Consider the following 24,757-nt stretch of genomic DNA (forward strand, 5'->3'; position numbering starts at 1 on the left):
GCTTACGCGCCCCTGACCCACATCGAACCTTCTGCGTTTCCTCCTCCGGTCGACTTGAAAGCGCCCCAACATACCTCCATTGATAGTGTCAAACATGACGACTTGGGCCCACGGCGCGTCCGACCGCGCCGCCGCCCCGATGGAGGATTTCGATGCGTATCGATCGCATGACCAGCAAGTTGCAGAACGCCCTGGCCGAGGCCCAGTCCCTGGCCGTCGGGCGTGCCCATAACCAGCTCGATCCCGGCCATGTGCTGAGCGCGCTGCTCGACGCCCGCGACAGCGGCATCAAGGGTCTGGTGCAGAAGGCCGGCGGCGAGCTGGGCAAGTTGCGCGACGGCCTGGCGCAGTATCTCGACAACCTGCCCAAGGTCGGTCAGTTCGACGGCAACGTGACCATGAGTCAGGATCTGGCGCAGCTGTTCAACCTCGCCGACCGCGAGGCCCAGGCACGCGGCGATCAATACATCGCCAGCGAGCTGGTGCTGCTCGCCGCGCTGGAGATGAACCACGCGATCAGCAAGGTGCTGATCCAGGCCGGACTGTCCAAGACGGCGCTGGTCGCGGCCATCGATAGCCTGCGCGGCGGCCAGGCCGTCGACGATGCCAGCGCCGAGGAGAGCCGCGAGGCGCTGGATAAATACACCCTGGATCTCACCGCGCGGGCCGCCGAAGGCAAGCTCGACCCGGTGATCGGCCGTGACGACGAGATCCGTCGCACGATTCAGGTGCTGCAGCGGCGCACCAAGAACAACCCGGTGCTGATCGGCGAGCCCGGCGTGGGCAAGACGGCGATCGTCGAGGGCCTGGCCCAGCGGATCATCAACGGCGAGGTGCCGGAAGGCCTCAAGGACAAACTCGTGCTGTCGCTGGACATGGGCGCGCTGCTTGCCGGCGCCAAGTTCCGCGGCGAGTTCGAGGAGCGCCTGAAGGCGGTGCTCAACGAACTGGCCAAGGAAGAGGGCCGGGTGATCCTGTTCATCGACGAGCTGCACACCATGGTCGGCGCCGGCAAGGCCGAGGGCTCGATGGACGCCGGCAACATGTTGAAGCCGGCGCTGGCGCGCGGCGAGTTGCACTGCGTGGGCGCCACCACCCTCGACGAGTACCGCAAGTACATCGAGAAGGACGCCGCGCTCGAGCGCCGCTTCCAGAAGGTACTGGTCGACGAGCCCTCCGAGGAGGATACCGTGGCGATCCTGCGCGGCCTCAAGGAGCGCTACGAGGTGCACCATGGCGTCGACATCACCGACGGCGCGATCATCGCCGCGGCCAAGCTGTCGACTCGCTACATCACCGATCGCCAGCTGCCCGACAAGGCCATCGACCTGATCGACGAGGCGGCCTCGCGGATTCGCATGGAACTCGACTCCAAGCCCGAGGAGATGGACCGCCTCGACCGCCGGCTGATCCAGCTCAAGATGGAACGCGAGGCGCTCAAGAAGGAGACCGACGAGGCTTCGAAGAAGCGCCTGGAAAACCTCGAGGAGCAGATCGGCGAGCTCGAGCGCGAATACGCCGACCTCGACGAGGTGTGGAAGTCCGAGAAGGCCAGTATCCAGGGCGCCGCGCAGTTCAAGGCCGAGCTCGAGCAGGCGCGCATCGATCTCGAGGCGGCGCGCCGCCAGGGCGACCTGGGGCGGATGTCCGAGCTGCAGTACGGGGTGATCCCGACCATTGAGAAGAAGATCGCCGAATCCGGCGAGAGTGGCGGGGCGGCCGACACGTCCCAGCACCAATTGCTGCGCTCCAACGTCACCGAGGAGGAGATCGCCGAGGTGGTGTCGCGCTGGACCGGCATTCCGGTGGCCAAGATGCTCGAGGGCGAGCGCGACAAGCTCTTGCGCATGGAAGACGCGTTGCACGACCGGGTGATCGGTCAGGACGAGGCGGTCAAGGCGGTCGCCGATGCGGTGCGCCGCTCGCGCGCCGGGCTCGCCGATCCCAACCGCCCCAATGGCTCGTTTCTGTTCCTCGGCCCGACCGGGGTGGGCAAGACCGAGCTGTGCAAGTCGCTGGCCAATTTCCTGTTCGACACCGAGGAGGCGATGGTGCGCATCGACATGTCCGAGTTCATGGAGAAGCACTCCGTGGCGCGGCTGATCGGCGCGCCGCCGGGTTACGTCGGCTACGAGGAGGGCGGCTACCTGACCGAGGCGGTGCGCCGCAAGCCCTATTCGGTGCTGCTGCTCGACGAGGTCGAGAAAGCCCACTCGGACGTCTTCAACATCCTCCTGCAGGTGCTCGAGGATGGCCGGCTGACCGACGGTCAGGGGCGCACCGTGGATTTTCGCAACACGGTGATCGTGATGACTTCGAACATGGGCTCGGATCTGATCCAGAAATTCGCCAGCGAGGGCGAGGACGCCTACGCCCGCATGAAGGAGGCGGTGATGGAAGTGGTCGGTCAGCACTTCCGGCCGGAACTGATCAACCGTATCGACGAAGTGGTGGTATTCCATCCGCTCGACCAGGAGCAGATCCAGAAGATCGCCGAGATCCAGCTGCAGCGCCTGCGCGAGCGGCTCGCCGAGCGCGACATGACGCTGACGGTCAGCGACGATGCGCTGGCCCAGCTGGCGGTGGTCGGCTTCGATCCGGTGTACGGCGCACGGCCACTCAAGCGGGCGATCCAGAACCGCCTCGAAAACCCGCTGGCCCGGGAACTGCTGGCCGGCCATTTCGGCCCCGGCGACGCCATTCGGGTCAGCGCCGAGGACGGCCACCTGGCGTTCGCCAAGTAAGGGCTTGCCGGCAAGTACGCAATCAGGCACTCAAGGTGCGTTCGTTCGCCGCCTGATTGCGTCGGCAAGCCGCATGGGTAGGCTATTCGGCGAGTTCGCTGCGCTTGTCAGGCGTTCGGCTCGCCCGAATCGTCCGCATCCTGTACGCCTGCAGGGCGTCCATCAGCAGGCGCAAGGCTTCCTTGAGCGCATCGACACCGTGCTGCGCAATGCGCAGAGCGCCAAGTCCGACAGGCTCCCCTGACCTGGCACCTTGGCGAAGGGGCGACGCAGGAGGCGTGACATGCCGGTCAGCGCCCTGGGCTCGCCTGGTCCGCCTGCTGCTCGAGACGCTCGCGAAGGGGCGCCAGATCATAACCGGCGGATTGGGCTGCCTCGATGAGCTCCGGTACGGGGCGATGCGCTGCCTGTGACAAGGCCCAAAGATGCGCAACGCGCTTGCCCGAACGGCAGAAGCCGAGAACGGGGCCAGGGGAGCTATTCATGACATGGGCGAAGCTGTCGATATCAGCCTGGGAATAGTCACCCGGTTTGACCGGAACCTCGTGCCAGGCCATGCCCAAAGATTCCGCCTTGGCTTTCAGAGCCTCGGGATCCGGCTGGTCTTCGCTTTCGCCCCGTGGACGGTTGGAGAGGATCGTGCCAAACCCCTGGGCAGCGAGTTGCTCAAGCTCATCGAGTCGGGGTTGCGCAGTGACGCTCAATTGATCATCAAGTGGTTTGATATCCATATTTCCTCGCTTCGTTCCATTCAGTTGCGTGCTTCATCCCAGACGGCGCCGGGTAGCGCGTCAAGCGGGATCTTGAGATAACGCCGGCCGTTGTCTTCCGGTTCCGGCAAGGCGCCACCACGAATGTTGATCTGTAGAGACGGCAGGACCAGCGCCGGCATGGGTAACCTGGCGTCCCGTTCGTTGCGAATCGCCATATAGTCTTCGAGGGTCTGATCGTCGCAGAGGTGGATGTTGGTTTCGCGCTGGCTGTGTACCGTGCTTTCCCACTCCGGTTCGCGACCGCCAGGCCTGTAATCATGCCCTGTAAAGAGCCGGGTGTCGTCTGGTAGCGCCAGAATCGCCTGGATGGAATCCCACAGCCTGTGGGCATTGCCACCGGGAAAGTCGGTACGGGCCGTCCCGCCGTCAGGCTGGAACAACGTGTCGTGAACGAAGGCGGCGTTGCCGATCACGTACGTGATCGAGGCCAAGGTGTGCCCCGGCGAGAACATCACACGGCTCTCGATCTCCCCGATCTTGAAGGTGTCACCTTCACTGAACAGATGGTCCCACTGACGGCCATCAGCCGGAAAGTCAGGCCAGTTATAAAGGTCTTTCCACAGCGCCTGAACTTGCGTGATATAGCTTCCAATGGCCGTGGGCGCGCCGGTTTTCTCTTTCAGGTACTGCGCCGCTGAGAAGTGGTCGGCATGTGGATGGGTGTCGAGAATCCACTCCACCGTCAATTGCTGAGCTGCCACGTAGTCCAGTAGCTCGTCGGCATGGTGCGTTGCAGTGGCCCCCGACTTCCCATCGAAGTCCAGAACCGGGTCGATGATCGCACAGCGGCGGGTCGCTGGGTCGCTCACCACATACTGCACGCTTGAAGTCCGCGGTTCATAGAAGCCAGCCACGTCGGGCCTGCCAGGTGAGTGTCGAAAGGTTTGCATGAAAACCTCTTTAGCTCCGTGTACTTGGTTACTAGGATAGCTAAAAAAGGAATAAGAAAAAGTCTGCTGGACAAAACGACACAAACCTTCAATGGAAGTTACCGATCGCCCGCCTAACCAGTCACGATACACGCATGACGTGTTGCCACGATTGCTTGCGCCACAAGATAGCCAGAAAGGCCGGCGCGCCGATCAGCCAAGGGAAATGGGCGGCAACGGCTTGAAGGAAGTCACCTAACCGCCGCGCGGGTGAACAGGGCCAGGCACTGGCGCATTTAGCCGGCCAGGCACTTCGCTTATGCGTAGCCGGCGCTGCACTGGTATACTGCGACGCGACCGCTGGGGCGCCGGTGCCGCGCCATTGACCGTCGATCGGCACATGAAGGATCGACACGGGCATCGGAGTCAGCAACCGAATTCATCCCTGCACGGTGGATGCGTTTTCACAGGTCGGAGCGTCGTACGAATGTCGGGCCTCATGTCATCGAGGCGTGCCGGCTCTTGGCGGCCGTCTCGGCCAGTCTCCACCGTTTCAGATTTTCGCAATCGCAGTGACCAGAGAGGTTTACGCCAAGATGCCCAAGACGCCGAAGATCATCTATACGCTTACTGACGAAGCCCCCGCGCTGGCGACCCATTCGCTGCTGCCGATCATCGATGCCTTCACCGATCCCGCCGGCATCGAGGTGGAGACCCGCGACATTTCGCTGGCCGGTCGCATCATCGCGCTGTTTCCCGATTGCCTGAGCGAAGAGCAGCGCATCGGCGATCATCTCGCCGAGCTCGGCGAACTGGCCAAGACGCCGGAAGCCAACATCATCAAGCTGCCCAACATCAGCGCCTCGACCCCGCAACTCAAGGCGGCGATCAAGGAACTGCAGCAGCAGGGCTACAAGCTGCCGGATTACCCGGAAGAGCCCGGCAGCGACGACGAGAAGCAGGTCAAGGCGCGCTACGACAAGGTCAAGGGCAGCGCCGTCAATCCGGTGCTGCGCGAAGGCAACTCGGATCGCCGCGCGCCGCAATCGGTGAAAGGCTACGCGCGCAAGTACCCGCACCGCATGGGCAAGTGGTCGAGCGACTCGCAATCGCACGTCGCGCACATGAGCGAGGGCGACTTCTACGGCAGCGAGAAGTCCGCGGTAATCGACGGTGCCGGCGAACTCAGGATCGAGCTGGTGGGCAAGGACGGCGGCCTCACGGTGCTCAAGGACAAGCTCGCGGTGCTCGAGGGCGAAGTGGTCGACGGCGCCGCGATGAGCAGTCGCCGCCTGCGGCGCTTCATCGCAGCCGAGATCGAGGACGCCAAGCAGCGCGACGTGCTGTTCTCGCTGCACCTCAAGGCGACCATGATGAAGGTCTCCGATCCGATCATGTTCGGCATCGTGGTCAGCGAATTCTATGGCGAAGTGCTGGAAAAGCACGCCGATACACTGGACAAGGCCGGTTTCGACCGCAACAACGGCATCGGCGACCTGTACTCGGCGATCCAGTCGCTGCCCGGCGACAAGCAGGAAGAGATCAAGTCCGACATCGAGGCGCTCTACAGTGAGCGCCCGCCGCTGGCGATGGTCAACTCGCACAAGGGCATCACCAACCTGCACGTGCCCTCTGATGTGATCATCGACGCCTCGATGCCGGCGATGATTCGCGATTCGGGCAAGATGTGGGGCGCCGACGACGCGCTGCACGACGCCAAGGCGGTGATTCCCGACCGTTGCTACGCCGGCATCTATCAGATCGTGATCGAGGATTGCAAGCAGCACGGCGCCTTCGACCCGACCACCATGGGCAGCGTGCCCAACGTCGGCCTGATGGCGCAGAAGGCCGAGGAGTACGGCTCCCACGACAAGACCTTCCAGATCCCCGCCGACGGCACCGTGCGCGTCACCGACGGCAATGGCCGGGTGCTGTTCGAGCACGAGGTCGAGCGCGAGGACATCTGGCGGATGTGCCAGACCAAGGACGCGCCGATCCAGGACTGGGTCAAGCTGGCGGTCACCCGGGCCCGCGACAGCGGCGCGCCGGCGGTGTTCTGGCTGGATTCGCAGCGCGCCCACGACGCCCAGCTGATCACCAAGGTCGAGCGTTACCTGAAGGATCACGATACCGACGGCCTGGATATCCGCATCATGGCGCCGGAAGACGCCATGCGCTTCTCGCTCGAGCGCATCCGCAAGGGCGAGGACACCATCTCGGTGACCGGCAATGTGCTGCGCGACTACCTGACCGACCTGTTCCCGATCATGGAACTCGGCACCAGCGCCAAGATGCTCTCCATCGTGCCGTTGATGAACGGCGGCGGGCTGTTCGAGACCGGCGCCGGCGGCTCGGCGCCCAAGCACGTCCAGCAGTTCCTCGAGGAAAATCATCTGCGCTGGGATTCGCTGGGCGAATTCCTGGCCCTGGCGGCCTCGCTCGAGCACCTCGGCAAGACCTTCGACAACGCCCGCGCCACGGTGCTGGCGAAGAGCCTCGACAAGGCCAACGGGGCGTTCCTCGACAGCGACAAGTCGCCCAAGCGCAAGGCCGGCGAGCTCGACAACCGCGGCAGCCACTTCTACCTGGCGCTGTACTGGGCCCAGGCCCTGGCCGCGCAGGACGACGACGGCGAACTCAAGGCGCTGTTCGGCAAGCTGACCGAGGTGCTGAAAGCCCAGGAGCAGACCATCGTCGACGAGCTCAATCAGGTCCAGGGCCAGCCGGTGGACATTCAGGGCTATTTCCACCCCGATTATCAGCGGACCCGCGAGGCGATGCGTCCCAGCGCCACCTTCAACAAGGCGCTCGAGGAGATCGTCAAGAACTGAGTGCATGACACTGTGCGCGACGGCTAGCCTCGTCGTTTATAAAGAAAATCGCCAGCTCCCCCGGGGCTGGCGATTTCCGTTTGCTTGGGATTGAAAGCGGCCAGCCGAGGTGTCATGAGCGACGACGACAAGGCGCTACGGCGTACCGGCCTGGGCATGATGTTATTGTTCTGGGTGATCGTGCTGGGTCTGGCGGGATGGTGGTTCCAGGGCCGGCTCGATGAGCAGCATAATCCGAATGCGGCGCTGACGGCCTCAGCGCCGGGCGATGCGCAGCCGGTGACCCTCGAGCGCAACGCCGCTGGGCATTTCGTCGCCACCGGGCGGATCAACGGCGAACCGGTCGAGTTTCTGCTCGACACCGGGGCCAGCCTGGTGTCGGTGCCGGCCTCGCTGGCCGAGCGACTGGGCCTCGAGCGGGGCGCGAGCGTGACCTTCGAGACTGCCAACGGCCAGGCTCGCGGCTATCTGACCACCCTCGACGAGATTGCCCTGGGGGGCCTGCGCGCCGGTGACGTGCGCGGCTCGATCAATCCCGGCATCGGCGGTGAGACGGCGCTTTTGGGAATGAGCTTTCTCAACCGTTTCGAGATTCGTATACGCGGCTCGCAGATGATCCTGAGCCCGCCACAATCCGCCAACGAATCATGAGCTAAATACAGCGAATCGCTCACACAAGGGAGAACGTCATGCGCCAATGGACAGCAGTCGTGTTACTGGGCAGTTTGCTGGCGGGGTGCCAGGGAATGCTGCCCGGCAGCGACGGCCGGCCGCCCGAGATCATCGACCGCAGCGAGCAGGCGCCCGGATCGGCGGTCGTCGAACGCAAGGTCGCCTTCCCGGCCGACACCTACGCCAAGCTGGAAAAGCGCGGCAACGCCACGATCAAGGGCCGGCTGCGCTATACCACGGCTCAGGGGCGAACCCTCGTCGGCGCCAACGAGCAGATCTCGATCGCCCCGGCGACCGCGTATTCCGCCGAAGCCGCCGATGTGGCGCTGGCCGGCAAGCGCATCGAGCCGGCCGATCCGCGCGCCCGGGAATATACCCACTATGCGCGCACCGACGGCGATGGCTACTTCGTGGCCCGCGGCATCCCGGCGGGGGTGTTCTACGTCGCCGGCAGCGTGCTGTTGCCCGACGGCAAGTCGCGCAGCCCGCTGATCCTCAAGCAGGTCAAGATCGGCGCGGGGCAGACCCGCGAGGTGGATCTGAGCCGTTAGCCGCCCGGTTGGTTAGCCGGACTCAATCGCGCGAGAACCCGGAAGCCTGCCTGCCATGATCGTCGCGCGGCTGGCGGTAATGGCCGGGAATCGTCACGCGTTCGCCGTTGGGCAGATCGCGCACATGGGTGGGCACGTAGACGCGGGTGATGACGCTTCTTCGCTGAGTCATGTCCGAGTGTCCTGATCAAGTATTGTGTCGGCAACGCGTACGCTACGCCTTGCCTTGGCGGGAATCAACCTCGCTGCACCCGGCTGTCGGCAGTGTCGGCAGCCGGGCGTCATGATCGTCGACGGCGCGCTTCAGGTACCGCTCTGTGGCTGTAACGCCACCTTGATCCAGCCTTCCTCACGGCGGTCGAAGGCCTCGAAGGCGCTCAGCGTGTCGGGCATCGGCTCATGCTGGGTAAGAATCCTGGCCGGGTCGATCTTGCCGGCCAGGGTCAGTTCGATGAGCTTGGGAATGTAGTTGCGATGATGGCAATTGCCCATGTGCAGCGTCAGGCTGCGATTCATCGCCATGCCGATCGGGAAATGCCGGAAGTCGGGCGGATAGACGCCGATGATCGATAGCGTGCCGGCCTTGGCGAGACCCTCGACCGCCCATTGCAGTGCCTTGGCTGGGGGCATCGCCGGGATGCCAGGTATCGCCGGACGGGTTGGTCTGCGGCGCGGTGTCGTCGGCCTCGCGTTCCTGCTCCGCAACATCGCTGCGCTCGGCCGCCTCACCGTGATGGGCGTGTTCGGCGTCGACCCCGACCGCGTCGATGGCGCGATCCGCACCGATGCCCCCGGTCAGCCGCTGGAGCGTTTCCACCGGCGCCTCGCGTTCGTAATCGATGGTCTCGGCGCCGAGCTCGCGGGCCATGTCCAGGCGATCCTGGTGGCCGTCGATGGCGAACACCCGGCCGGCGCCGAACAGGAAAGCCCAGCGAGCGGTAAAGCGCCTGCGCGACGTGATTGTCGGCGTAGACGTTGAGCGTCAGCCGGCGCGCGGCGAAGTCGTCACATGTGGTGGCGATCAGTGCCTGGCAGAGCGGCGGCCCAGCCCGACGGCGCACGCCATGTGCGATGCCGGCTTCGCCAACCTGCCCAGCGAATGGTGCCATTACAGTTACGGCGATCAAATGTGGGCGTGGTATCGCGACGAACCCCGGGCGCTGTCTGGCCCTACGGGTCCTGATACGCTGGAGGCACGCTGGCGGCGGTCGCTGGGGCATTGAAGGAAGCCCGTTCTCTGGGCGGGGCGTGCGGATACAGGGAGCGGGGAAGCTGCAGCGTCTGACTACTTCGGCGGCTCGACATGCCCGCCGAAGCCGAAGCGCATCGCCGAGAGCAGCCGGTCGGCGTAGGTGTTTTCCTGGCGTGAACGGAAGCGCGAGAACAGCGCATTGGCCAGCACCGGGGTAGGCACGCCCTGTTCGACCGCGGCGTCAATGGTCCAGCGCCCTTCGCCACTGTCGGCGACCGCGCCGGTGAAGTTGTCGAGCCGGTCATCGCCGGCCAGCGCCTGGGCGGTCAGGTCGAGTAGCCAGGAAGAAACCACACTGCCGCGCCGCCAGACTTCGGCGATGTCGGCCAGGTCAAGCTCGAAGCGCTCCTCTTCGGGCAACGCCGGCGACGACTTGGTCTTCATGATGTCGAAGCCTTCGGCATAGGCCTGCATCAGGCCGTACTCGATGCCGTTGTGGACCATCTTGACGAAGTGCCCGGCGCCTACCGGGCCGGCATGGATATAGCCGCGTTCGGCCCGGTCGTCGGGTGCATGGCGGCCCTGGGTGCGCTCGATGGTGCCGTAACCGGGGGCCAGGCTGTCGAACAGCGCATCGAGGCGCTCGAAGATCGCACGCTCGGCGCCGACCATCATGCAGTAGCCGCGCTCGAGCCCCCACACGCCGCCGGAGGTGCCGACGTCGACGTAGTGGATGGCCTGTTCCCTGAGGGTCCGGGCGCGGCGGATGTCGTCCTTGTAGAAGCTGTTGCCGCCGTCGATGATCACGTCGTCTGCGTCCATCACCTCGGCAAGCGCCATGATCGTCGTCTCGGTGGCCTCGCCGGCCGGCAGCATCACCCATACCGCACGTGGCTTGGCCAGGTTGGCGACCAGCTCGGTCAGGCTCTTGGCGCCGCTGGCGCCATCCCGGGTCAGGGCGTCGACGGCCTGAGTGTTCTGGTCGTAGGCGACGATCTCGTGGCCCTTGCCCATCAGGCGACGGGCGATGTTGCCGCCCATGCGGCCGAGTCCGATGATGCCGAGTTGCATGCTGTGATCCTTTGCTGATTCGTGGCGCTTTCGTGGCACTAAAGGCTAGCGTCGGCCGGTGGCTTTGACCATGATCGACGCCCGCGCAATAAAATGGGCCATGCGTCGGCATGGCCCATTCCGTCGTCGATAAAGGGCGATTAATCCCAGCTCAGCGCACCGCCGACCTGGTATTCGGTGACCCGGGTCTCGAAGAAGTTCTTCTCCTTGCGCAGGTCTATGATCTCGCTCATCCACGGGAAGGGATTGCTGGCGCCGGGGAACTGCTCCTTCAGGCCGATCTGGGCCAGGCGGCGGTTGCAGATGAAGTGCAGGTATTCCTCCATGATCGCCGCGTTCATGCCCAGCACGCCGCGGGGCATGGTGTCGCGGGCATAGGCGACTTCCAGCTCGGTGCCCTCGAGGATCATCTGGGTGACCTCGTCCTGGAACGCGGGCGTCCACAGGTCGGGGTTCTCGATCTTGATCTGGTTGATCATGTCGACGCCGAAGTTCAGGTGCATCGACTCGTCGCGCAGGATGTACTGGAACTGCTCGGCGACGCCGGTCATCTTGTTGCGCCGGCCCATCGACAGGATCTGGCTGAAGCCGCAGTAGAAGAAGATGCCCTCGGTGACGCAATAGAAGGCGATCAGGTTGCGCAGCAGCTCCTGGTCGGTCTCCGGGGTGCCGGTCTGGAAGTCCGGGCGCGACAGCGACTGGGTGTGCTTGAGGCTCCAGGCGGCCTTGGCGGCGACCGAGGGCACTTCGCGGTACATGTTGAAGACTTCGCCTTCGTCCATGCCCAGCGATTCCACGCAGTACTGGTAGGCGTGGGTGTGGATCGCTTCCTCGAAGGCCTGGCGCAGCAGGTACTGGCGGCATTCGGGGTTGGTGATCAGCCGGTAGACCGCCAGCACCAGGTTGTTGGCGACCAGCGAATCGGCGGTGGAGAAGTAGCCCAGGCTGCGCTCGACGATGCGCCGCTCGTCGGCGGTCAGGCCGTCGGTGCTCTTCCACAGCGCGATGTCGGCGTTCATGTTGATCTCTTGCGGCATCCAGTGGTTGGCGGAGCCGTCGAGATACTTCTGCCAGGCCCAGTCGTACTTGAAGGGCACCAGCTGGTTGAGATCGGCGCGGGCGTTGATCATCGTCTTGTCGTCGACCTCGATGCGCGCCGCGCCCATCTCGAGCTCTTCCAGGCCGGCGGCGACGTCGAGCTCTTCCAGCGATTGCCTGGCGCGTGCCAGGCGCTCGTTGTCGCCGACCTGATAGCGGCTGGCGCTCTCCGCGACGGCGTCCTGCACGGCTGGCTTCGGTGCAGCCGGCTTCGGCGCGGCCGGCTGTGGCTTGGCCTGTTCGGCGGCGGGCGTGTCGTCTTCGTGGAATTCGTCCCAGTTCAACATATGGCTGTCCTGTTCTTTCGCTGGCGGCGTCAGGGCATGACGCCGGTGGCTAGACTGTGTGAGCTACGAGCTACGAGCTACGAGCTACGAGCTACGAGCTACGAGCTACGAGCTACGAGCTTCGAGCTACGAGCTACGAGCTACGAGCGGCTCGCTGCCCGAAGCTCGTGGCCGGGTTACTGGCAGGCCTCGCAGCCCAGTTCGTCGATCTCCCCGGCCGAGGGCGCGCGGGAGCCGCTGCCGCCCTTGCCGGTGAGGAAGTCGTCGATACCGCGCGCTTCCTGGGTGCCGGCGCTGGCCGTGGGTGCGGCCGATGCGGCCGGCTGCGCGGCGCTCGGCTCGGGCGTTGGGGCACTGCCGTTGCCCACGGCGTTGAGTCGGCCGCGATCGACGGTGGACTTCTCGACCGCCGAGGCGCTCAGCGCGCGCAGGTAGTAGGTGGTCTTGAGGCCGCGATACCAGGCCATGCGGTAGGTGACGTCGAGCTTCTTGCCCGAGACCCCGGCGATGTACAGGTTCAGCGACTGGGCCTGGTCGATCCACTTCTGGCGACGCGAGGCGGCATCCACCAGCCACTTGGGCTCGACCTCGAAGGCGGTGGCGTAGCGCGCCTTGAGATCGTCCGGCACGCGGTCGATGGGCTGTAACGAACCGTCGTAGTACTTGAGGTCGTTGATCATCACCTCGTCCCACAGGCCGCGCGCCTTGAGGTCGTTGACCATGTGGGCGTTGACCACGGTGAACTCGCCGGACAGGTTCGACTTGACGAACAGGTTCTGATAGGTCGGCTCGATCGACTGCGAGACGCCGCAGATGTTGGAGATCGTCGCGGTGGGCGCGATCGCCATCACGTTGGAGTTGCGCATGCCCTGGCTGGCGAGCTTGGCGCGGATACGGTCCCAGTCCCGGGTGGTCGAGGTGTCGACTTCGATGTAGTCGGCGCCGCGCTCCTGTTTCAGCTTGTCGATCGAGTCGATGGGCAGGATGCCCTGACTCCACAACGAGCCATCGTAGCTCTGGTACTGGCCGCGCTCGGCGGCGAGATCCGAGGAGGCCTCGATGGCGTGATAGCTGACCAGTTCCATGGAGGTGTCGGCGAAGCTCACCGCGGCGTCGGAGGCGTAGGCGATGCCCTGCTTGTACAGCGCATCCTGGAAACCCATGATGCCGAGCCCCACCGGGCGATGCTTGAAGTTGGAGTTCCTGGCCTGCGGCACCGCGTAGTAGTTGATGTCGATGACGTTATCGAGCATCCGCACGGCGGTGCGCACGGTCTTGCCGAGCTTGTCGCCGTCGAACACGCCGTCGACGACGTGCTGGGAAAGGTTGATCGAGCCCAGGTTGCAGACCGCGATCTCGTCGGCACTGGTGTTCAGGGTGATCTCGGTGCACAGGTTGGAGCTGTGGACCACGCCGGCGTGCTGCTGCGGGCTGCGCAGGTTGCAGGGATCCTTGAAGGTGACCCACGGGTGGCCGGTCTCGAACAGCATCGACAGCATCTTGCGCCACAGGTCCTTGGCCTTGACGCGCTTGTAGAGCGTGAGTTGGCCGGTGTAGGTCATCGCCTCGTACTCGGCGTAGCGCTTCTCGAAGGCGGCGCCGTACAGGTCGTGCAGGTCCGGGCAGGTGGAGGGAGAGAACAGCGTCCACTCCTGGTCGTCGAACACCCGCTTCATGAACAGGTCCGGCACCCAGTTGGCGGTGTTCATGTCGTGGGTGCGGCGGCGGTCGTCGCCGGTGTTCTTGCGCAGCTCGATGAACTCCTCGATGTCCAGGTGCCAGGTCTCGAGATAGGCGCACACCGCGCCCTTGCGCTTGCCGCCCTGGTTGACGGCGACGGCGGTGTCGTTGACCACCTTGAGGAACGGCACCACGCCCTGGCTCTTGCCGTTGGTGCCCTTGATGTAGGAGCCCAGCGCGCGCACCGGCGTCCAGTCGTTGCCCAGCCCGCCGGCCCACTTGGAGAGCAGGGCGTTGTCGCGGATCGCGCTGTAGATGCCGTCGAGCTGGTCGGGCACGGTGGTCAGGTAGCAGCTGGAAAGCTGGCTGCGCACGGTGCCGGCGTTGAACAGCGTCGGCGTCGAGGCCATGTAGTCGAAGCTCGACAGCAGCTCGTAGAACTCGATGGCGCGCGCTTCGCGGTCGTCCTCGTTGAGCGCCAGGCCCATGGCGACGCGCATGAACATCACCTGCGGCAGTTCGTAGCGCACATCGTCGCGATGGATGAAGTAACGATCGTAGAGCGTCTGCAGGCCGAGATAGGTGAACTGGTTGTCGCGGCCGTGATCGAGCGCATCGCCGAGACGTTCGAGGTCGAACTCGGCAAGCTGCGGGTCGAGCTGTTCGAACTCGATGCCCTTGGCGATGTAGGCCTTGAAGGCCGGCTTGTAGAACTCGGCCATCTCCTGGTAGGTGGCCTCCTCGGCGATGCCCAGGAACGAGAGCGCCTCGCGGCGCAGGTTGTCCTGCAATAGCCGCGCGGTGACGTAGGTGTAGTTGGGCTCCTTCTCGACCAGCGTGCGCGCGGTCATCATCAGCGCGGTGGCCACGCCGTCCAGCGACACGCCGTCGTAGAGATTCTTCAGCGAGTCGTCGACGATCTTCTTGGCATCGACGTTGTCGAGCTCGGCGCAGGCGTCATTCACCAGCGTCTCGACACGGCCCAGGTCGAGCGGACGGACGCTGCCGTCGGCGAGGGTGACGTTGAGCGTCGGGTGCGGCTTTTGGATATCGCCGCCGCTGGCCTGGCGAGCACGGGCATGCTCCTCGCGATAGAGCACGTAGGCGCGCGCGACCTTCTGCTCGCCGGCGCGCATCAGCGCCAGCTCGACCTGGTCCTGGATGTCCTCGATGTGCAGCGTGCCGCCGTCGGGCATGCGGCGCTGGAAGGCCTCGGCGATCTGCGCGGTGGCCTCGGCGACGAAGTCGCGGACCCGCGACGAAGTTCCGGCATTGTCACCCTCGACCGCGATGAAGGCCTTGGTCATGGCCACGGAAATCTTGCTGGCGTCGAACGCGGCGACGCCGCCGCCGCGCTTGATGACGCGCAGCTGTTTCGGTGCAGTCGTGTTCAGGGCCGTCTTGCCGGGATCGAGTGTGGTTTCCATGATGCCGGGTTCCGTTAGTGAGATGGTGAAATGAAAACGCTGTCCAGGGTGCTTCGAGGCCAAAAAGGCGACGGTTTCAGCGCGTTAAGGACCATTGACAGGGTTTTTTCTGAATTGCCAGGTGTCACAGTATATTGTGGTCATGCCATGTAAGAGCACAAGATAATGTGGCTTTTGACTGTCGGCAAGTGAATAACCTGTGGGTAACTTGTGACTCTTTGCGGCGGGGTCAACGCTGTTTTCGTCAGGCCGCATGGTTGTGGGTTTCACGGCGTTGAAGAATTTTTTTCGAGCGTCGACGAAGAAGCATCGGCTGCTACATCGGGTCAGCGTCTTCGTGGCGGAGGCCTGAGTGCCATCCTATGGCCGTTTGAGCGGGAGCAACGGTTGCCGTGCTATGCGCTTTCTCCCACGCAAAGTTCGAAACCGACATCGTAAACCGATGGTTTCACGGCCTGTCCCTTGATGCGTGCGATGACCTGCTCCGCGGCAATGCGGCCGATGGCCTCTCGCGGCGACACGATCGTCGTCAATCGGGGGGTGATGTGCTGGCCGAAGGGCAGCCCGGTGAAACCGGCAATAGCAACGTCGTCGGGTACGCGAATACCCGTCCGGTTGGCATCCAGAATGGCGCCGGTGGCCAGGGTATCGTCGGCGAAGTGAATGGCCTCGGTTCCCGGCCGCTGAACCATCACGTGGCGCAACGCCTTGGCGCCAATTTCCAGCGCGCTGACGTCCGGCCATTCCTCCAATGGCGCTTCCAGGCCGTACTGCTGCAGCAGATCGCGATGGCCGTCGTAGCGCAGTCGGGCGCGATAGTTGCCTTCCATCTGCGCACCGGCATACACGATACGCCGATACCCTCGGTCGAGCAGATGCTGCGCCATGCAGCGCCCGGCATCGTAGTGCGACAGGCCGATGTTGAGGTCGATACCCTGACCGAGTTCCATGATCTCCATGACCGGCTTCTGCCAGCGCCTGAGCATGGCAGTGCAGGCTTCATCGTGGCGTAGCCCGGTAATCACCAAGGCGGATGAGGACCAGCCGAGAAAGGTCTGTACCAGTTCGTGCTCACGGCGCATGTCGTACTCGGTATTGCCGAGCAGGATCTGGTAGCCATGCTTCTCGAAGGTGGTCTGCAGGCCATGGATGACCTCGATGAACACCACGTTGGACAGCGACGGTACGATTACCGCAATGAAGCGTGAATTAGCCGAGGCCAGGCTGCCGGCGAGCATGTTGCGCACGTAGCCGACCCGTTCGATGGCGGCCTCGACGCGCTCGCGGGTGGCCTGGCGCACGCTGACGGGAGAGTTGAGCACGCGCGAGACGGTGATCGTGGAGACCCCCGATTCGCGGGCGACATCGGCCAGGGTGGGATTGTCGGCACCACGTCGCTTGCGACGCTCCGGCAATTCTGAATTAGACATTGGTCGTGCTCCTATTTCCAACGCTTGCGCGTTCTGAGAGGGTAATCTAAACCAGATGTTAGCGCTAACATTCAAATCCCATCACAATATGACAATAGGGGAGACCGCCAGATGGTTGAGCGCGCGTCGCACGCCGAAACAGTAGGAGTCATCGGCCTGGGGGCCATGGGGCTGGGCACGGCCACGGCCCTGCTCGAGGCCGGGCTGGCGGTGATCGGCTGCGATATCAGCGATGTCGCCCGGGAGGCCTTCGAGTCCCGAGGCGGTACCAGCGTGGACACGCCGGCCGAGCTGGCGAGGCGTTGTAGCGTCGTGTTGGTGATCGTAGTCAACGCGGAGCAGGTCGAGTCGGTGCTGTTCGGCGAAACAGGTGTGGTGAATCGGCTGGCTTCGGGCAGCGTGGTAATGCAGTGCGCCACGGTGGCGCCAAGCTATGCCAAGGCGCTTGGCGAACGGCTCGACGCCGTCGGCTTGCTGATGCTTGATGCTCCGATCAGTGGCGGGGCGGTCAAGGCGCGTCAGGGGCGGCTGTCGGTGATGGCCTCGGGGCGCGAGGCGGCCTACGCCAAGGCCAAGCCGGTCCTCGACGCCATGGCGGAGACAGTCTACCGCCTGGGCGGTTTCCCAGGCGCGGGCTCCAGCGTCAAGCTGGTCAATCAACTTCTGGCTGGGGTGCATATCGCCGCCGCTGCCGAGGCCATGGCGCTAGGCATTCGCATGGGAATCGACCCCGACACGCTCTTTGATGTGATCACACATTCGGCGGGCAACTCCTGGATGTTCGAGAATCGCGTGCCGCACATCCTCAAGGGCGATTACACGCCGCTTTCAACCGTGGATATCTTCGTCAAGGATCTCAATATCGTGCACCAGGCCGGGCGCGAGCTGGCCTTCTGCATGCCGGTGGCATCCAGCGCCCTGCAGCAGTTCACCGCTGCCAGTGGTGCCGGGTTCGGGCGCGAGGACGACTCGGCCGTCGTCAAGGTCTACCAGCGCCTGTCCGGAATCACGCTGCCCGCCGCCAACGATGCGGAGGGCGGCACATGAGCCTCGTTCTCGGCGCCATTGCCGACGATTTCACCGGCGCCACCGATCTGGCCAATAATCTAGTCCGAGCCGGCATGCGCTGCATCCAGACCATCGGCGTTCCCGATCACGCGCTCGACGTCGTCGACGTCGACGCCGTGGTGGTGGCGCTCAAATCGCGCTCCTGCCCCGTGGAACAGGCCGTGAACGATTCGCTGGCGGCACTTGCCTGGCTGCAGGCGCAGGGTGCACGCCAGTTCTACTTCAAGTACTGCTCGACGTTCGACTCCACGCCGCGCGGCAATATCGGCCCGGTCGCCGATGCCCTGCTTGAGCGTCTTCGGGCGATCCAACAAGAGCGTCTTTGGGCGACCCAGCAAGAGCGCGTGCAAGGCGAGCAGACGGTGATGGTGCCGGCGTTTCCGGTCAACGGACGCACCGTCTACCAGGGCCATCTGTTCGTCGGTGATCGACTGCTCAACGACAGCGGCATGCAGCATCACCCCTTGAACCCCATGCAGGACGCCGACCTGGTGCGCGTGCTGGCCCGGCAGACACCGCATCCGGTCGGTTTGCTCGCCCATGCCACCCTGGCCCAGGGCACCGAGGCCGCCCAGGCGCGCCTGGCCGAGCTGCAGCATGAGGGCATTCGTCATGTGATCTGCGACACCCTCGATGACAACGACCTGAGCGTCCTCGCCGAGACGCTGGCCGACCTGCCCTTGGTCACCGGCGGGTCGGGGCTGGGCCAGGCCCTGCCCGGGGTCTATCGCCAGCGCGGCTGGCTGGCGCCGGTCGCCAATGCCGGCCAACTGGCGACGCCGAGTGGCGCGGCCCTGGTGCTGTCGGGAAGCTGTTCGCGGGCCACGCTGGGCCAGGTCGAGCATTTTCTGCGCACGTATGAGGGCTTTGCGCTGGATCCGCTGGCCCTGGCCGAGGGCGATGCCCAGATCGAGGGAGCGCTGGTATTTGCCCGCCAACGCCTGAGCGAGATGACGCCGGTGCTGATCCATGCCTCGGCACCGCCCGAGCGGGTCGAGCAGGCCCAGCAGCGTTTGGGTGCGGCGCAGGCCGGCGAGCTGGTCGAACGCGCCATGGCCCGGCTGGCCCGCGAACTGGTCGGCGCCGGTGTCGGCCGGCTGGTGGTGGCCGGCGGCGAGACCGCCGGTGCGGTGGTGTCGGCGCTGGGGGTGAGCGAGCTGCGCCTCGGCGGGCAGATCGACCCCGGCGTGCCGTGGACGCAGACTCAAGTGGCCGGGCGAGAGGCGCCGCTGTCGCTGGCGCTCAAGTCCGGCAACTTCGGTGGGGTCGACTTTTTCACCCGGGCCTTCGCGGTCCTCGGCCCGGGAGCGACGTCATGAGCCGCCACGCCGACAACCGCCTGCGCGAACAGATCGTCACCCATGGCAAGTCGCTGTTCGACCGCGGCCTGACCATGGGCTCCAGCGGCAATATCAGCGTGCGCCTCGATGACGGCGGCTGGCTGATGACGCCGACCAACGCCTGCCTGGGGCGGCTCGACCCGGCGCGCATCTCGCGGCTCGACCGCGACGGGGGGCTACTCGGCGGCGACAAGCCCACCAAGGAAAGCTTCCTGCACATGGCGATGTACGCCGAGCGCCCCCGGTCGCAGGCCATCGTGCACCTGCACTCGACCCATTCGGTGGCGGTGTCCTGTCTGCCGGACATCGACACCCACGACTGCATTCCGCCGCTCACCGCCTACTACGTGATGCGCGTCGGCCGGCTGCCGCTGGTGCCGTACCACCTGCCCGGCGATACCGCGCTGGGCGACGCGGTGAAAGGCCTGGCCGGCCGGCACAGCGCGGTGCTGCTGGCCAACCACGGCCCGGTGGTGGCGGGCAAGTCGCTGGAAGCGGCGGTCTACGCCACCGAGGAGCTCGAGGAAACCGCCAGGCTGTTTCTGCTGCTGCGCGGCGAGAACCCGCGCTGCCTGACGCCCGAGCAGGTCGCCGAGCTCGAAGCGCGCTTTCCGCGCGATTGAATCGGCAACCCACAACGACACGAGACAGGAAGCGTTCATGATCAAGCTGGCCGCCAACCTCAGCATGCTGTTCGTCGAGCACGACTTTCTCGAGCGCTTCGCGGCGGCGGCCAAGGCCGGGTTCCGTGGCGTCGAGTACCTGTTCCCCTACGCCCATGAGCCGCGCGAGCTGCGCGGCGCCCTGGACGACAACGGCCTGCAGCAGGTGCTGTTCAACCTGCCGCCCGGCGACTGGGACGCGGGCGAGCGCGGCCTGGCCAGCCTGCCGGGCCGCGAGGCCGAGTTTCGCGACAGCGTCAGCGAGGCGCTGCGCTACGCCGAGGCCCTCGACTGCCCGCGCCTGCACGCCATGGCCGGGCTGCTGCCGGCGGAGGCCGACGAGGCCACGCGGGAAGCGCACCTGAGCACCTACATCGACAACCTGCGCCATGCCGCGGCGGAACTGGCCCGGATCGGGCGGACCCTGCTCATCGAACCGATCAATACCCACGACATGCCGGGGTACTTCCTCGACCGCCAGGCCCAGGCCCGCGAGGTGCTGGGACGGGTCGGCGCCGACAACCTGCGCGTGCAGTTCGACGTCTATCACTGCCAGATGAGCGAGGGAAACCTGTTCGCCAATCTCGAGGCGCAGTTGCCCTATCTCGGGCACGTGCAGATCGCCGGCGTGCCGGGGCGCCACGAACCGGATGTCGGCGAAGTGAACTATCCGGCGGTGCTCGAGCGCCTGGCGGCGCTGGGCTACGACGGCTGGGTGGGCTGCGAATACCAGCCGACGGCGGAGACTGTCACGGGGCTGAAATGGGGCAAGGCCTATGGCCTGCAGGCTTGATAAACCAGTGGTAACCACGAGTGCGTGACGAACAACGACAAGGAGAGACGATGCATGTATTGATCACCGGCGCCGCCGGCTTTCTCGGCCAACGCCTGACCAGGACGCTACTCGAGCGCGGCGAGGTCAACGGCAAGGCGCTGACGCGCCTGACGCTCGTCGATCGGGTCGCGCCGGCAGCGCCGGCCCACGAGCGCATCACGCTCGACTGCCGGGCCCTGGACATTACCCGCCCCGGCGCCCTGGATAGCCTGCTCGGCGAGCGTCCCGCGCTCATCTATCACCTCGCTGCCGTAGTCAGTTCGGCGGCCGAGGCCGACCTGGATCTGGGTATGCAGGTCAATTTCGACGCCACGCGCGCACTGCTGGAAGGGTGCCGTGCGGCCGGTCTCGCCGACACACGTCTGGTCATGGCCAGCTCGGTGGCCGTCTATGGCGGTGAGCTACCGGCGGTGCTCGACGACATGACGGCACTGACGCCGCAGAGCTCCTACGGCACCCAGAAGGCCATGTGCGAGCTATTGATCAACGACTACAGCCGGCGCGGCCTGGTCGATGGCTGCGTGCTGCGCCTGCCGACCATTGTGGTACGCCCGGGGCGACCCAACGCCGCCGCCTCCAGCTTTGCCTCGAGCATCCTGCGCGAGCCGCTGGGCGGCGAATCGACCGTGTGCCCGGTGCCCACCGAGCTTGAGCTGTTCGTGATGTCGCCGGGGCGCGTCATCGACGCGCTGCTGCATGCCGCCACTCTCCCGGGCGACGCGTTGGCACCCTACCGGAGCATGATGCTGCCGGGGTTGACCGTGAGTGTCGCTGCGATGCTCGAAGTGCTGCGCGAGCTGGGCGGGGAAGAGGCCCTGGCTCGGGTTAGTCACGAGCCCGACCCGCGCATCGAATCCATCGTCGCCAGCTGGCCGGCGCGCTTCGAGACACAGCGAGCCGAGCGGCTTGGCTTTGTAGGGGATCGCGATTTCCACGAGATCGTACGCATCTTCATCACCGAGCAGGAAACACCCAGAGAACGATCCCGATAATCATAACAGTTCATCTGGCGGCTTGGCCGCCATCATCCAGAAGCGCAACGCTAAAAGAGGAAACAACAATGACAGCTCACTATGCACGCACCGCTCTGAACACTGTTATCGTCGGGCTTGCCGGGGCCACGCTGGCCACAGCCAGCTTTAATGCACTGGCGGCCCAGACCGTCTCGGTTGGACATACCACTTCCGACAATTCCCATTATTCGGTCGGTGTTGACGCCTTCAAGAAGACCCTGGAGAAGCTCAGCGACGGCGAGTTCGTTGTCGAGGAGTACCCTTCCGGCGCCCTGGGCGGCGAACGTGCCATGATCGAAGGGCTGCAGATCGGCACCATCGATACAGTCATCACCTCGACGGGGCCGCTCGGCAACTTCGTACCCGAGACCTATGTGCTCGACCTGCCGTTTCTGTTCGCCAACTATGACCAGGCGCGCTGCGTACTGGATGGTCCGGTTGGTCAGGATCTGCTCGATAAGATTGGTGAAAATAACCTGGTCGGTCTGGCCTGGACCGAGAATGGCTTCCGTCATCTGACCAATAATGTGCGTCCGGTCAAGACGCCCGAGGATGCCGCCGGCCTGAAGATTCGCACCATGGAAAACAAGATGCATATGGCCGCCTTCGAGGAGATGGGCGTACGTCCCACCCCGATGGCCTTCCCTGAGCTATTCACGGCGCTGCAGCAGGGTACTGTCGATGGTCAGGAAAATCCCATCTCGGTGATTCTGACCAGCAACCTGTGGGAGGTCCAGGATTACCTGTCGTTGACCGGTCACGTCTATTCACCGGCGGTGATGCTTGCCTCGCCAGTGCTATGGGATGGCCTCAGCGAAGAGGAAAAGGGCTGGTTCAAGCAGGCTGCCAAGGCCGGCGCCGAGGCTACGCGTGCCGAAGTGTCGCGCCTTGAGACCGAGGGCGTCGAGGCGCTCAAGGAAAAGGGCGTGGAGGTGGTCGAGAATATCGACAAATCACAGTTTCAGCAGGCCGTTGAGCCTTCCTACTCAGTTTACACCGACCAATATGGTAGCAAAATGCTCGACCGGATTCGCAACAGCGAGTGCCTGGCCAGCAGCAACTAGGGCCTGTTGACGTTTCAGCGTGAACCGCGTTGCTGCGCCGCATGGCGTCCTTTGACGCGCAACCCAACGGGACGGGGTCCATGGGGCGCAGTACTGCGTTATTCGTCGCTCATTGGGAATAACCAAACCACGCTCCTCATGCCTTGTTCTACACCCAATGGGCCTCCGTCGCGGCCGCGACGAAACGTCAACAGGCCCTAAGTACTTTAGAAACCTTGCCACCCCCGCGTGGGGTGGCTGATACAAGGTGACTGCCATGCTGGAACTCTTCCTGCGCCTTGAACGCTTCACGTCACGCATCGCGCTGATAGCCGCCGTGGTGATGCTGATCATCTCGGTGTCGCTGGGCTTCTACCAGGTGCTGACGCGTTTCGTATTTAATGCTCCGTCGACCTGGTCCGAGGTGATGTCGCGTTCGGCAATGATCTGGTGCGTGTTCCTGGGTGCGGCGGCCTGCTTCCGCGGGGGCTACATGATGGCGGTGGAAGTCATCTACAAGCTGGTACCGGCACGGGCCTTGGTATGGCTCGAACTGCTGGTCGCGTTCGGCTGTCTTGTCGTGCTGACGATTCTGGTCTATTTCGGCACGCTAATGACGATCCGAGTAAGCTCACAGACATTGTCGGGCATGGGAATTTCGATCGCCTGGGCATACGCCGCCATCCCCGTAGGAGCTGCCTTCTCGGTGCTCGCAGTACTGGCGCGCATCGCCGCTCAAGTGACCCGACGCGAACCGATCGGCCCCGCCGAGGCCGAGGCACCGCCCGAGAAGAAGCCGGAGATCTCCGCAGCTCCTGCTAGACAGGCGCCGCAAGGTGACACGCTGCAGAATTCCGTCAAACCGGCGGCGACTACCGGGAGGGTGCGCTCATGAACCTGGCCATCGGTCTCTCGCTGATTATCCTTTTCGGCCTGGGCGTGCCCATTGCCGTGTCCATCCTGCTGGCCTCGATCATCGGCATCGAATTCTTCTCGCGGCTGCCGCTGTTGATGGTGCCGCAGCAAATGTTTGTCGGAATCGACAGTTTTCCGCTGATGGCGATCCCATTCTTTATTCTGGCGGGCAACTTGATGGCGGCCGGGGGCATCTCGCAGCGTCTGGTGGATCTCGCCAAGTCAATCGTTGGTGGGCTGCAGGGCGGGCTGGCGATGACCTGCGTGCTGACCTGCATGATGTTCGCCGCGGTGTCCGGGTCGAGTGTCGCGACGACGTTTGCCATCGGCTCGATCCTGATCCCGGCGATGGTCAAACATGACTATCCACGTCCGCTAGCGGCCTCGATTCAGGCCTCGTCCGCCGAACTGGGCGTGCTGATTCCGCCATCGATACCGCTGATTCTGTATGGCGTCAGCACCGACACCTCGATCGGGCGGCTGTTCATCGCTGGCATTGGGCCGGGGCTATTAATTGGCGGATCGCTGCTGCTGTTTTTGTACTTGTTCTGCAAGGTCCGCGGATACGGCTTGCGGGATCGTGAGGAGCGTCACGATTTCACCACTGCCTTCCGGCGGGCCTGGGCGGCAATGCTGATGCCGGTGGTGGTCATCGGCGGCATCTACGGCGGTGTATTCACACCCACCGAGGCCTCGGCGGTAGCTGTCGTCTATGCGCTTATCGTCGGTGGGCTGGTCTACCGCGAACTAGGCTTCGATGATCTATGGCCAATCTTCAAGCAGAGTGTGATTTCGACTACGACCATCATGTTGATAATCGCTGCCGCTACACTGTTCAGCTTTCTGATCAGTCGTTCGGGACTGCCTTCTGATGTGGCTGCCTGGGTAACCCAAGTCTTCGATAGCCCGGTGGCATTCCTGCTCGCGGTCAACGTGATGCTGCTGATGGTGGGGATGTTCATCGAGACCTCGGCCGCGATCCTGGTGCTGGCACCGATCTTTACACCCATTGCCGTGCAGTACGGCATCGATCCGGTGCACTTCGGTCTGATCGTCGTCGTCAACCTGGCCTTGGGCATGTTCACGCCGCCGCTGGGCGTCAATCTGTTCGCCGCCTGTGCGGTGGCCAAGCTATCCATCGATCAGCTGATCCCCTGGTTGCTGCGTTTCGTGCTGGTGGTTCTGGCCTGTCTGATGGCGATTACCTATCTGCCCTGGATCTCGCTGGGGTTGGTCGATCTTCTTTACTGAGCGAG

Annotated in this window: 21 protein-coding genes and 1 pseudogene; 13 read left to right on the top strand and 9 right to left on the bottom strand. The window is 64.4% G+C overall.

Features of this window, described 5'->3' with window-relative positions; translation table 11 throughout:
* Positions 1-152 precede the first annotated feature (152 nt).
* Positions 153-2,744 (top strand): ATP-dependent chaperone ClpB, encoded by a 2,592-nt coding sequence (clpB, locus tag HALZIN_RS0101360; protein WP_031382464.1) that lies wholly within the window; start codon positions 153-155, stop codon positions 2,742-2,744.
* A 290-nt stretch (positions 2,745-3,034) separates the two neighbouring features.
* Here clpB and HALZIN_RS0101370 read toward each other — a convergent pair whose 3' ends face one another.
* Both HALZIN_RS0101370 and HALZIN_RS0101375 read right to left on the bottom strand, forming a co-directional pair.
* Positions 3,035-3,475 (bottom strand): protein tyrosine phosphatase family protein, encoded by a 441-nt coding sequence (locus HALZIN_RS0101370; protein ID WP_031382465.1) that lies wholly within the window; start codon positions 3,473-3,475, stop codon positions 3,035-3,037.
* A 20-nt stretch (positions 3,476-3,495) separates the two neighbouring features.
* Positions 3,496-4,407, bottom strand: a complete 912-nt coding sequence (locus tag HALZIN_RS0101375; RefSeq protein ID WP_031382466.1) for an MBL fold metallo-hydrolase — start codon at positions 4,405-4,407, stop codon at positions 3,496-3,498.
* Between the two features lie 575 nt (positions 4,408-4,982).
* On the opposite strand from HALZIN_RS0101375, the gene HALZIN_RS0101380 reads away from it, so the two are divergent.
* The 3 genes from HALZIN_RS0101380 (at position 4,983) to HALZIN_RS0101390 (ending at position 8,440) form a co-directional block, all read left to right on the top strand.
* Complete coding sequence (locus HALZIN_RS0101380; protein ID WP_031382467.1) at positions 4,983-7,217, top strand: NADP-dependent isocitrate dehydrogenase; 2,235 nt, start codon at positions 4,983-4,985, stop codon at positions 7,215-7,217.
* A gap of 114 nt (positions 7,218-7,331) precedes the next feature.
* Positions 7,332-7,868, top strand: coding sequence for a retropepsin-like aspartic protease family protein (locus HALZIN_RS0101385; RefSeq protein ID WP_031382468.1), 537 nt, complete (start codon positions 7,332-7,334; stop codon positions 7,866-7,868).
* Positions 7,869-7,906: 38 nt separating this feature from the next.
* Positions 7,907-8,440, top strand: a complete 534-nt coding sequence (locus tag HALZIN_RS0101390; protein ID WP_031382469.1) for a hypothetical protein — start codon at positions 7,907-7,909, stop codon at positions 8,438-8,440.
* 22 nt (positions 8,441-8,462) lie between these two features.
* Here HALZIN_RS0101390 and HALZIN_RS18125 read toward each other — a convergent pair whose 3' ends face one another.
* The 3 genes and pseudogenes from HALZIN_RS18125 to HALZIN_RS18645 all read right to left on the bottom strand — a co-directional run.
* A complete protein-coding gene (locus HALZIN_RS18125; protein ID WP_201448160.1) occupies positions 8,463-8,612 on the bottom strand; it encodes a hypothetical protein in 150 nt (49 codons plus the stop codon).
* Between the two features lie 131 nt (positions 8,613-8,743).
* On the bottom strand, positions 8,744-9,070 hold the full coding sequence (locus HALZIN_RS18265; protein WP_051907317.1) for an MDR/zinc-dependent alcohol dehydrogenase-like family protein: 327 nt from the start codon (positions 9,068-9,070) through the stop codon (positions 8,744-8,746).
* 178 nt (positions 9,071-9,248) lie between these two features.
* Positions 9,249-9,344 (bottom strand): annotated as a pseudogene (locus HALZIN_RS18645) (hypothetical protein); the annotation flags it as partial.
* Here HALZIN_RS18645 and HALZIN_RS18650 point away from each other — a divergent pair.
* A complete protein-coding gene (locus tag HALZIN_RS18650) occupies positions 9,334-9,663 on the top strand; it encodes a hypothetical protein (protein ID WP_422723628.1) in 330 nt (109 codons plus the stop codon). The pseudogene HALZIN_RS18645 and the gene HALZIN_RS18650 overlap by 11 nt on opposite strands.
* A 62-nt stretch (positions 9,664-9,725) precedes the next feature.
* Here HALZIN_RS18650 and gnd read toward each other — a convergent pair whose 3' ends face one another.
* From gnd to HALZIN_RS0101420, 4 genes are all read right to left on the bottom strand, one after another.
* Positions 9,726-10,703, bottom strand: a complete 978-nt coding sequence (gene gnd / locus HALZIN_RS0101405; protein WP_031382470.1) for a phosphogluconate dehydrogenase (NAD(+)-dependent, decarboxylating) — start codon at positions 10,701-10,703, stop codon at positions 9,726-9,728.
* Positions 10,704-10,843: 140 nt separating this feature from the next.
* Positions 10,844-12,088, bottom strand: a complete 1,245-nt coding sequence (locus HALZIN_RS0101410; RefSeq protein ID WP_031382471.1) for a ribonucleotide-diphosphate reductase subunit beta — start codon at positions 12,086-12,088, stop codon at positions 10,844-10,846.
* Between the two features lie 176 nt (positions 12,089-12,264).
* Positions 12,265-15,195, bottom strand: coding sequence for a ribonucleoside-diphosphate reductase subunit alpha (locus tag HALZIN_RS0101415; protein WP_031382472.1), 2,931 nt, complete (start codon positions 15,193-15,195; stop codon positions 12,265-12,267).
* 395 nt (positions 15,196-15,590) lie between these two features.
* Complete coding sequence (locus tag HALZIN_RS0101420; RefSeq protein WP_031382473.1) at positions 15,591-16,625, bottom strand: LacI family DNA-binding transcriptional regulator; 1,035 nt, start codon at positions 16,623-16,625, stop codon at positions 15,591-15,593.
* Positions 16,626-16,736: 111 nt separating this feature from the next.
* On the opposite strand from HALZIN_RS0101420, the gene ltnD reads away from it, so the two are divergent.
* The 8 genes from ltnD to HALZIN_RS0101460 all read left to right on the top strand — a co-directional run bounded on the left by ltnD (position 16,737) and on the right by HALZIN_RS0101460 (position 24,752).
* Positions 16,737-17,672: an L-threonate dehydrogenase gene (gene ltnD, locus HALZIN_RS0101425; RefSeq protein WP_031382474.1), complete on the top strand. Its 936-nt coding sequence runs from the start codon at positions 16,737-16,739 to the stop codon at positions 17,670-17,672.
* Complete coding sequence (otnK, locus tag HALZIN_RS0101430; protein WP_031382475.1) at positions 17,669-19,012, top strand: 3-oxo-tetronate kinase; 1,344 nt, start codon at positions 17,669-17,671, stop codon at positions 19,010-19,012. Before ltnD ends, otnK begins: the two co-directional genes overlap by 4 nt.
* Positions 19,009-19,656, top strand: a complete 648-nt coding sequence (gene otnC, locus HALZIN_RS0101435) for a 3-oxo-tetronate 4-phosphate decarboxylase (RefSeq protein ID WP_031382476.1) — start codon at positions 19,009-19,011, stop codon at positions 19,654-19,656. Before otnK ends, otnC begins: the two co-directional genes overlap by 4 nt.
* Positions 19,657-19,693: 37 nt before the next feature.
* On the top strand, positions 19,694-20,488 hold the full coding sequence (gene otnI, locus HALZIN_RS0101440) for a 2-oxo-tetronate isomerase (RefSeq protein ID WP_031382477.1): 795 nt from the start codon (positions 19,694-19,696) through the stop codon (positions 20,486-20,488).
* A 50-nt stretch (positions 20,489-20,538) separates the two neighbouring features.
* Positions 20,539-21,522: a D-erythronate dehydrogenase gene (gene denD, locus HALZIN_RS0101445; RefSeq protein WP_031382478.1), complete on the top strand. Its 984-nt coding sequence runs from the start codon at positions 20,539-20,541 to the stop codon at positions 21,520-21,522.
* Positions 21,523-21,590: 68 nt separating this feature from the next.
* Complete coding sequence (locus HALZIN_RS0101450) at positions 21,591-22,607, top strand: TRAP transporter substrate-binding protein (protein ID WP_031382479.1); 1,017 nt, start codon at positions 21,591-21,593, stop codon at positions 22,605-22,607.
* A gap of 256 nt (positions 22,608-22,863) precedes the next feature.
* Complete coding sequence (locus tag HALZIN_RS0101455) at positions 22,864-23,481, top strand: TRAP transporter small permease (protein ID WP_035575073.1); 618 nt, start codon at positions 22,864-22,866, stop codon at positions 23,479-23,481.
* Entirely contained in the window at positions 23,478-24,752 is a 1,275-nt protein-coding gene (locus HALZIN_RS0101460) for a TRAP transporter large permease (RefSeq protein ID WP_031382481.1), read from the top strand. The genes HALZIN_RS0101455 and HALZIN_RS0101460 overlap by 4 nt, the downstream gene beginning before the upstream one ends.
* Positions 24,753-24,757 lie beyond the last annotated feature (5 nt).

Origin of the sequence: Halomonas zincidurans B6 (assembly GCF_000731955.1) — a bacterium.
GTDB classification, from domain to species: Bacteria; Pseudomonadota; Gammaproteobacteria; order Pseudomonadales; family Halomonadaceae; genus Modicisalibacter; species Modicisalibacter zincidurans.

Excerpts from the sequence above, each read along its gene's own strand:
- clpB (WP_031382464.1), top strand. The coding sequence starts at position 153 with ATGCGTATCGATCGCATGACCAGCAAGTTGCAGAACGCCCTGGCCGAG.
- HALZIN_RS0101370 (WP_031382465.1), bottom strand. The coding sequence starts at position 3,475 with ATGGATATCAAACCACTTGATGATCAATTGAGCGTCACTGCGCAACCC.
- HALZIN_RS0101375 (WP_031382466.1), bottom strand. The coding sequence starts at position 4,407 with ATGCAAACCTTTCGACACTCACCTGGCAGGCCCGACGTGGCTGGCTTC.
- HALZIN_RS0101380 (WP_031382467.1), top strand. The coding sequence starts at position 4,983 with ATGCCCAAGACGCCGAAGATCATCTATACGCTTACTGACGAAGCCCCC.
- HALZIN_RS0101385 (WP_031382468.1), top strand. The coding sequence starts at position 7,332 with ATGAGCGACGACGACAAGGCGCTACGGCGTACCGGCCTGGGCATGATG.
- HALZIN_RS0101390 (WP_031382469.1), top strand. The coding sequence starts at position 7,907 with ATGCGCCAATGGACAGCAGTCGTGTTACTGGGCAGTTTGCTGGCGGGG.
- HALZIN_RS18125 (WP_201448160.1), bottom strand. The coding sequence starts at position 8,612 with ATGACTCAGCGAAGAAGCGTCATCACCCGCGTCTACGTGCCCACCCAT.
- HALZIN_RS18265 (WP_051907317.1), bottom strand. The coding sequence starts at position 9,070 with ATGCCCCCAGCCAAGGCACTGCAATGGGCGGTCGAGGGTCTCGCCAAG.
- HALZIN_RS18650 (WP_422723628.1), top strand. The coding sequence starts at position 9,334 with ATGGCGAACACCCGGCCGGCGCCGAACAGGAAAGCCCAGCGAGCGGTA.
- gnd (WP_031382470.1), bottom strand. The coding sequence starts at position 10,703 with ATGCAACTCGGCATCATCGGACTCGGCCGCATGGGCGGCAACATCGCC.
- HALZIN_RS0101410 (WP_031382471.1), bottom strand. The coding sequence starts at position 12,088 with ATGTTGAACTGGGACGAATTCCACGAAGACGACACGCCCGCCGCCGAA.
- HALZIN_RS0101415 (WP_031382472.1), bottom strand. The coding sequence starts at position 15,195 with ATGGAAACCACACTCGATCCCGGCAAGACGGCCCTGAACACGACTGCA.
- HALZIN_RS0101420 (WP_031382473.1), bottom strand. The coding sequence starts at position 16,625 with ATGTCTAATTCAGAATTGCCGGAGCGTCGCAAGCGACGTGGTGCCGAC.
- ltnD (WP_031382474.1), top strand. The coding sequence starts at position 16,737 with ATGGTTGAGCGCGCGTCGCACGCCGAAACAGTAGGAGTCATCGGCCTG.
- otnK (WP_031382475.1), top strand. The coding sequence starts at position 17,669 with ATGAGCCTCGTTCTCGGCGCCATTGCCGACGATTTCACCGGCGCCACC.
- otnC (WP_031382476.1), top strand. The coding sequence starts at position 19,009 with ATGAGCCGCCACGCCGACAACCGCCTGCGCGAACAGATCGTCACCCAT.
- otnI (WP_031382477.1), top strand. The coding sequence starts at position 19,694 with ATGATCAAGCTGGCCGCCAACCTCAGCATGCTGTTCGTCGAGCACGAC.
- denD (WP_031382478.1), top strand. The coding sequence starts at position 20,539 with ATGCATGTATTGATCACCGGCGCCGCCGGCTTTCTCGGCCAACGCCTG.
- HALZIN_RS0101450 (WP_031382479.1), top strand. The coding sequence starts at position 21,591 with ATGACAGCTCACTATGCACGCACCGCTCTGAACACTGTTATCGTCGGG.
- HALZIN_RS0101455 (WP_035575073.1), top strand. The coding sequence starts at position 22,864 with ATGCTGGAACTCTTCCTGCGCCTTGAACGCTTCACGTCACGCATCGCG.
- HALZIN_RS0101460 (WP_031382481.1), top strand. The coding sequence starts at position 23,478 with ATGAACCTGGCCATCGGTCTCTCGCTGATTATCCTTTTCGGCCTGGGC.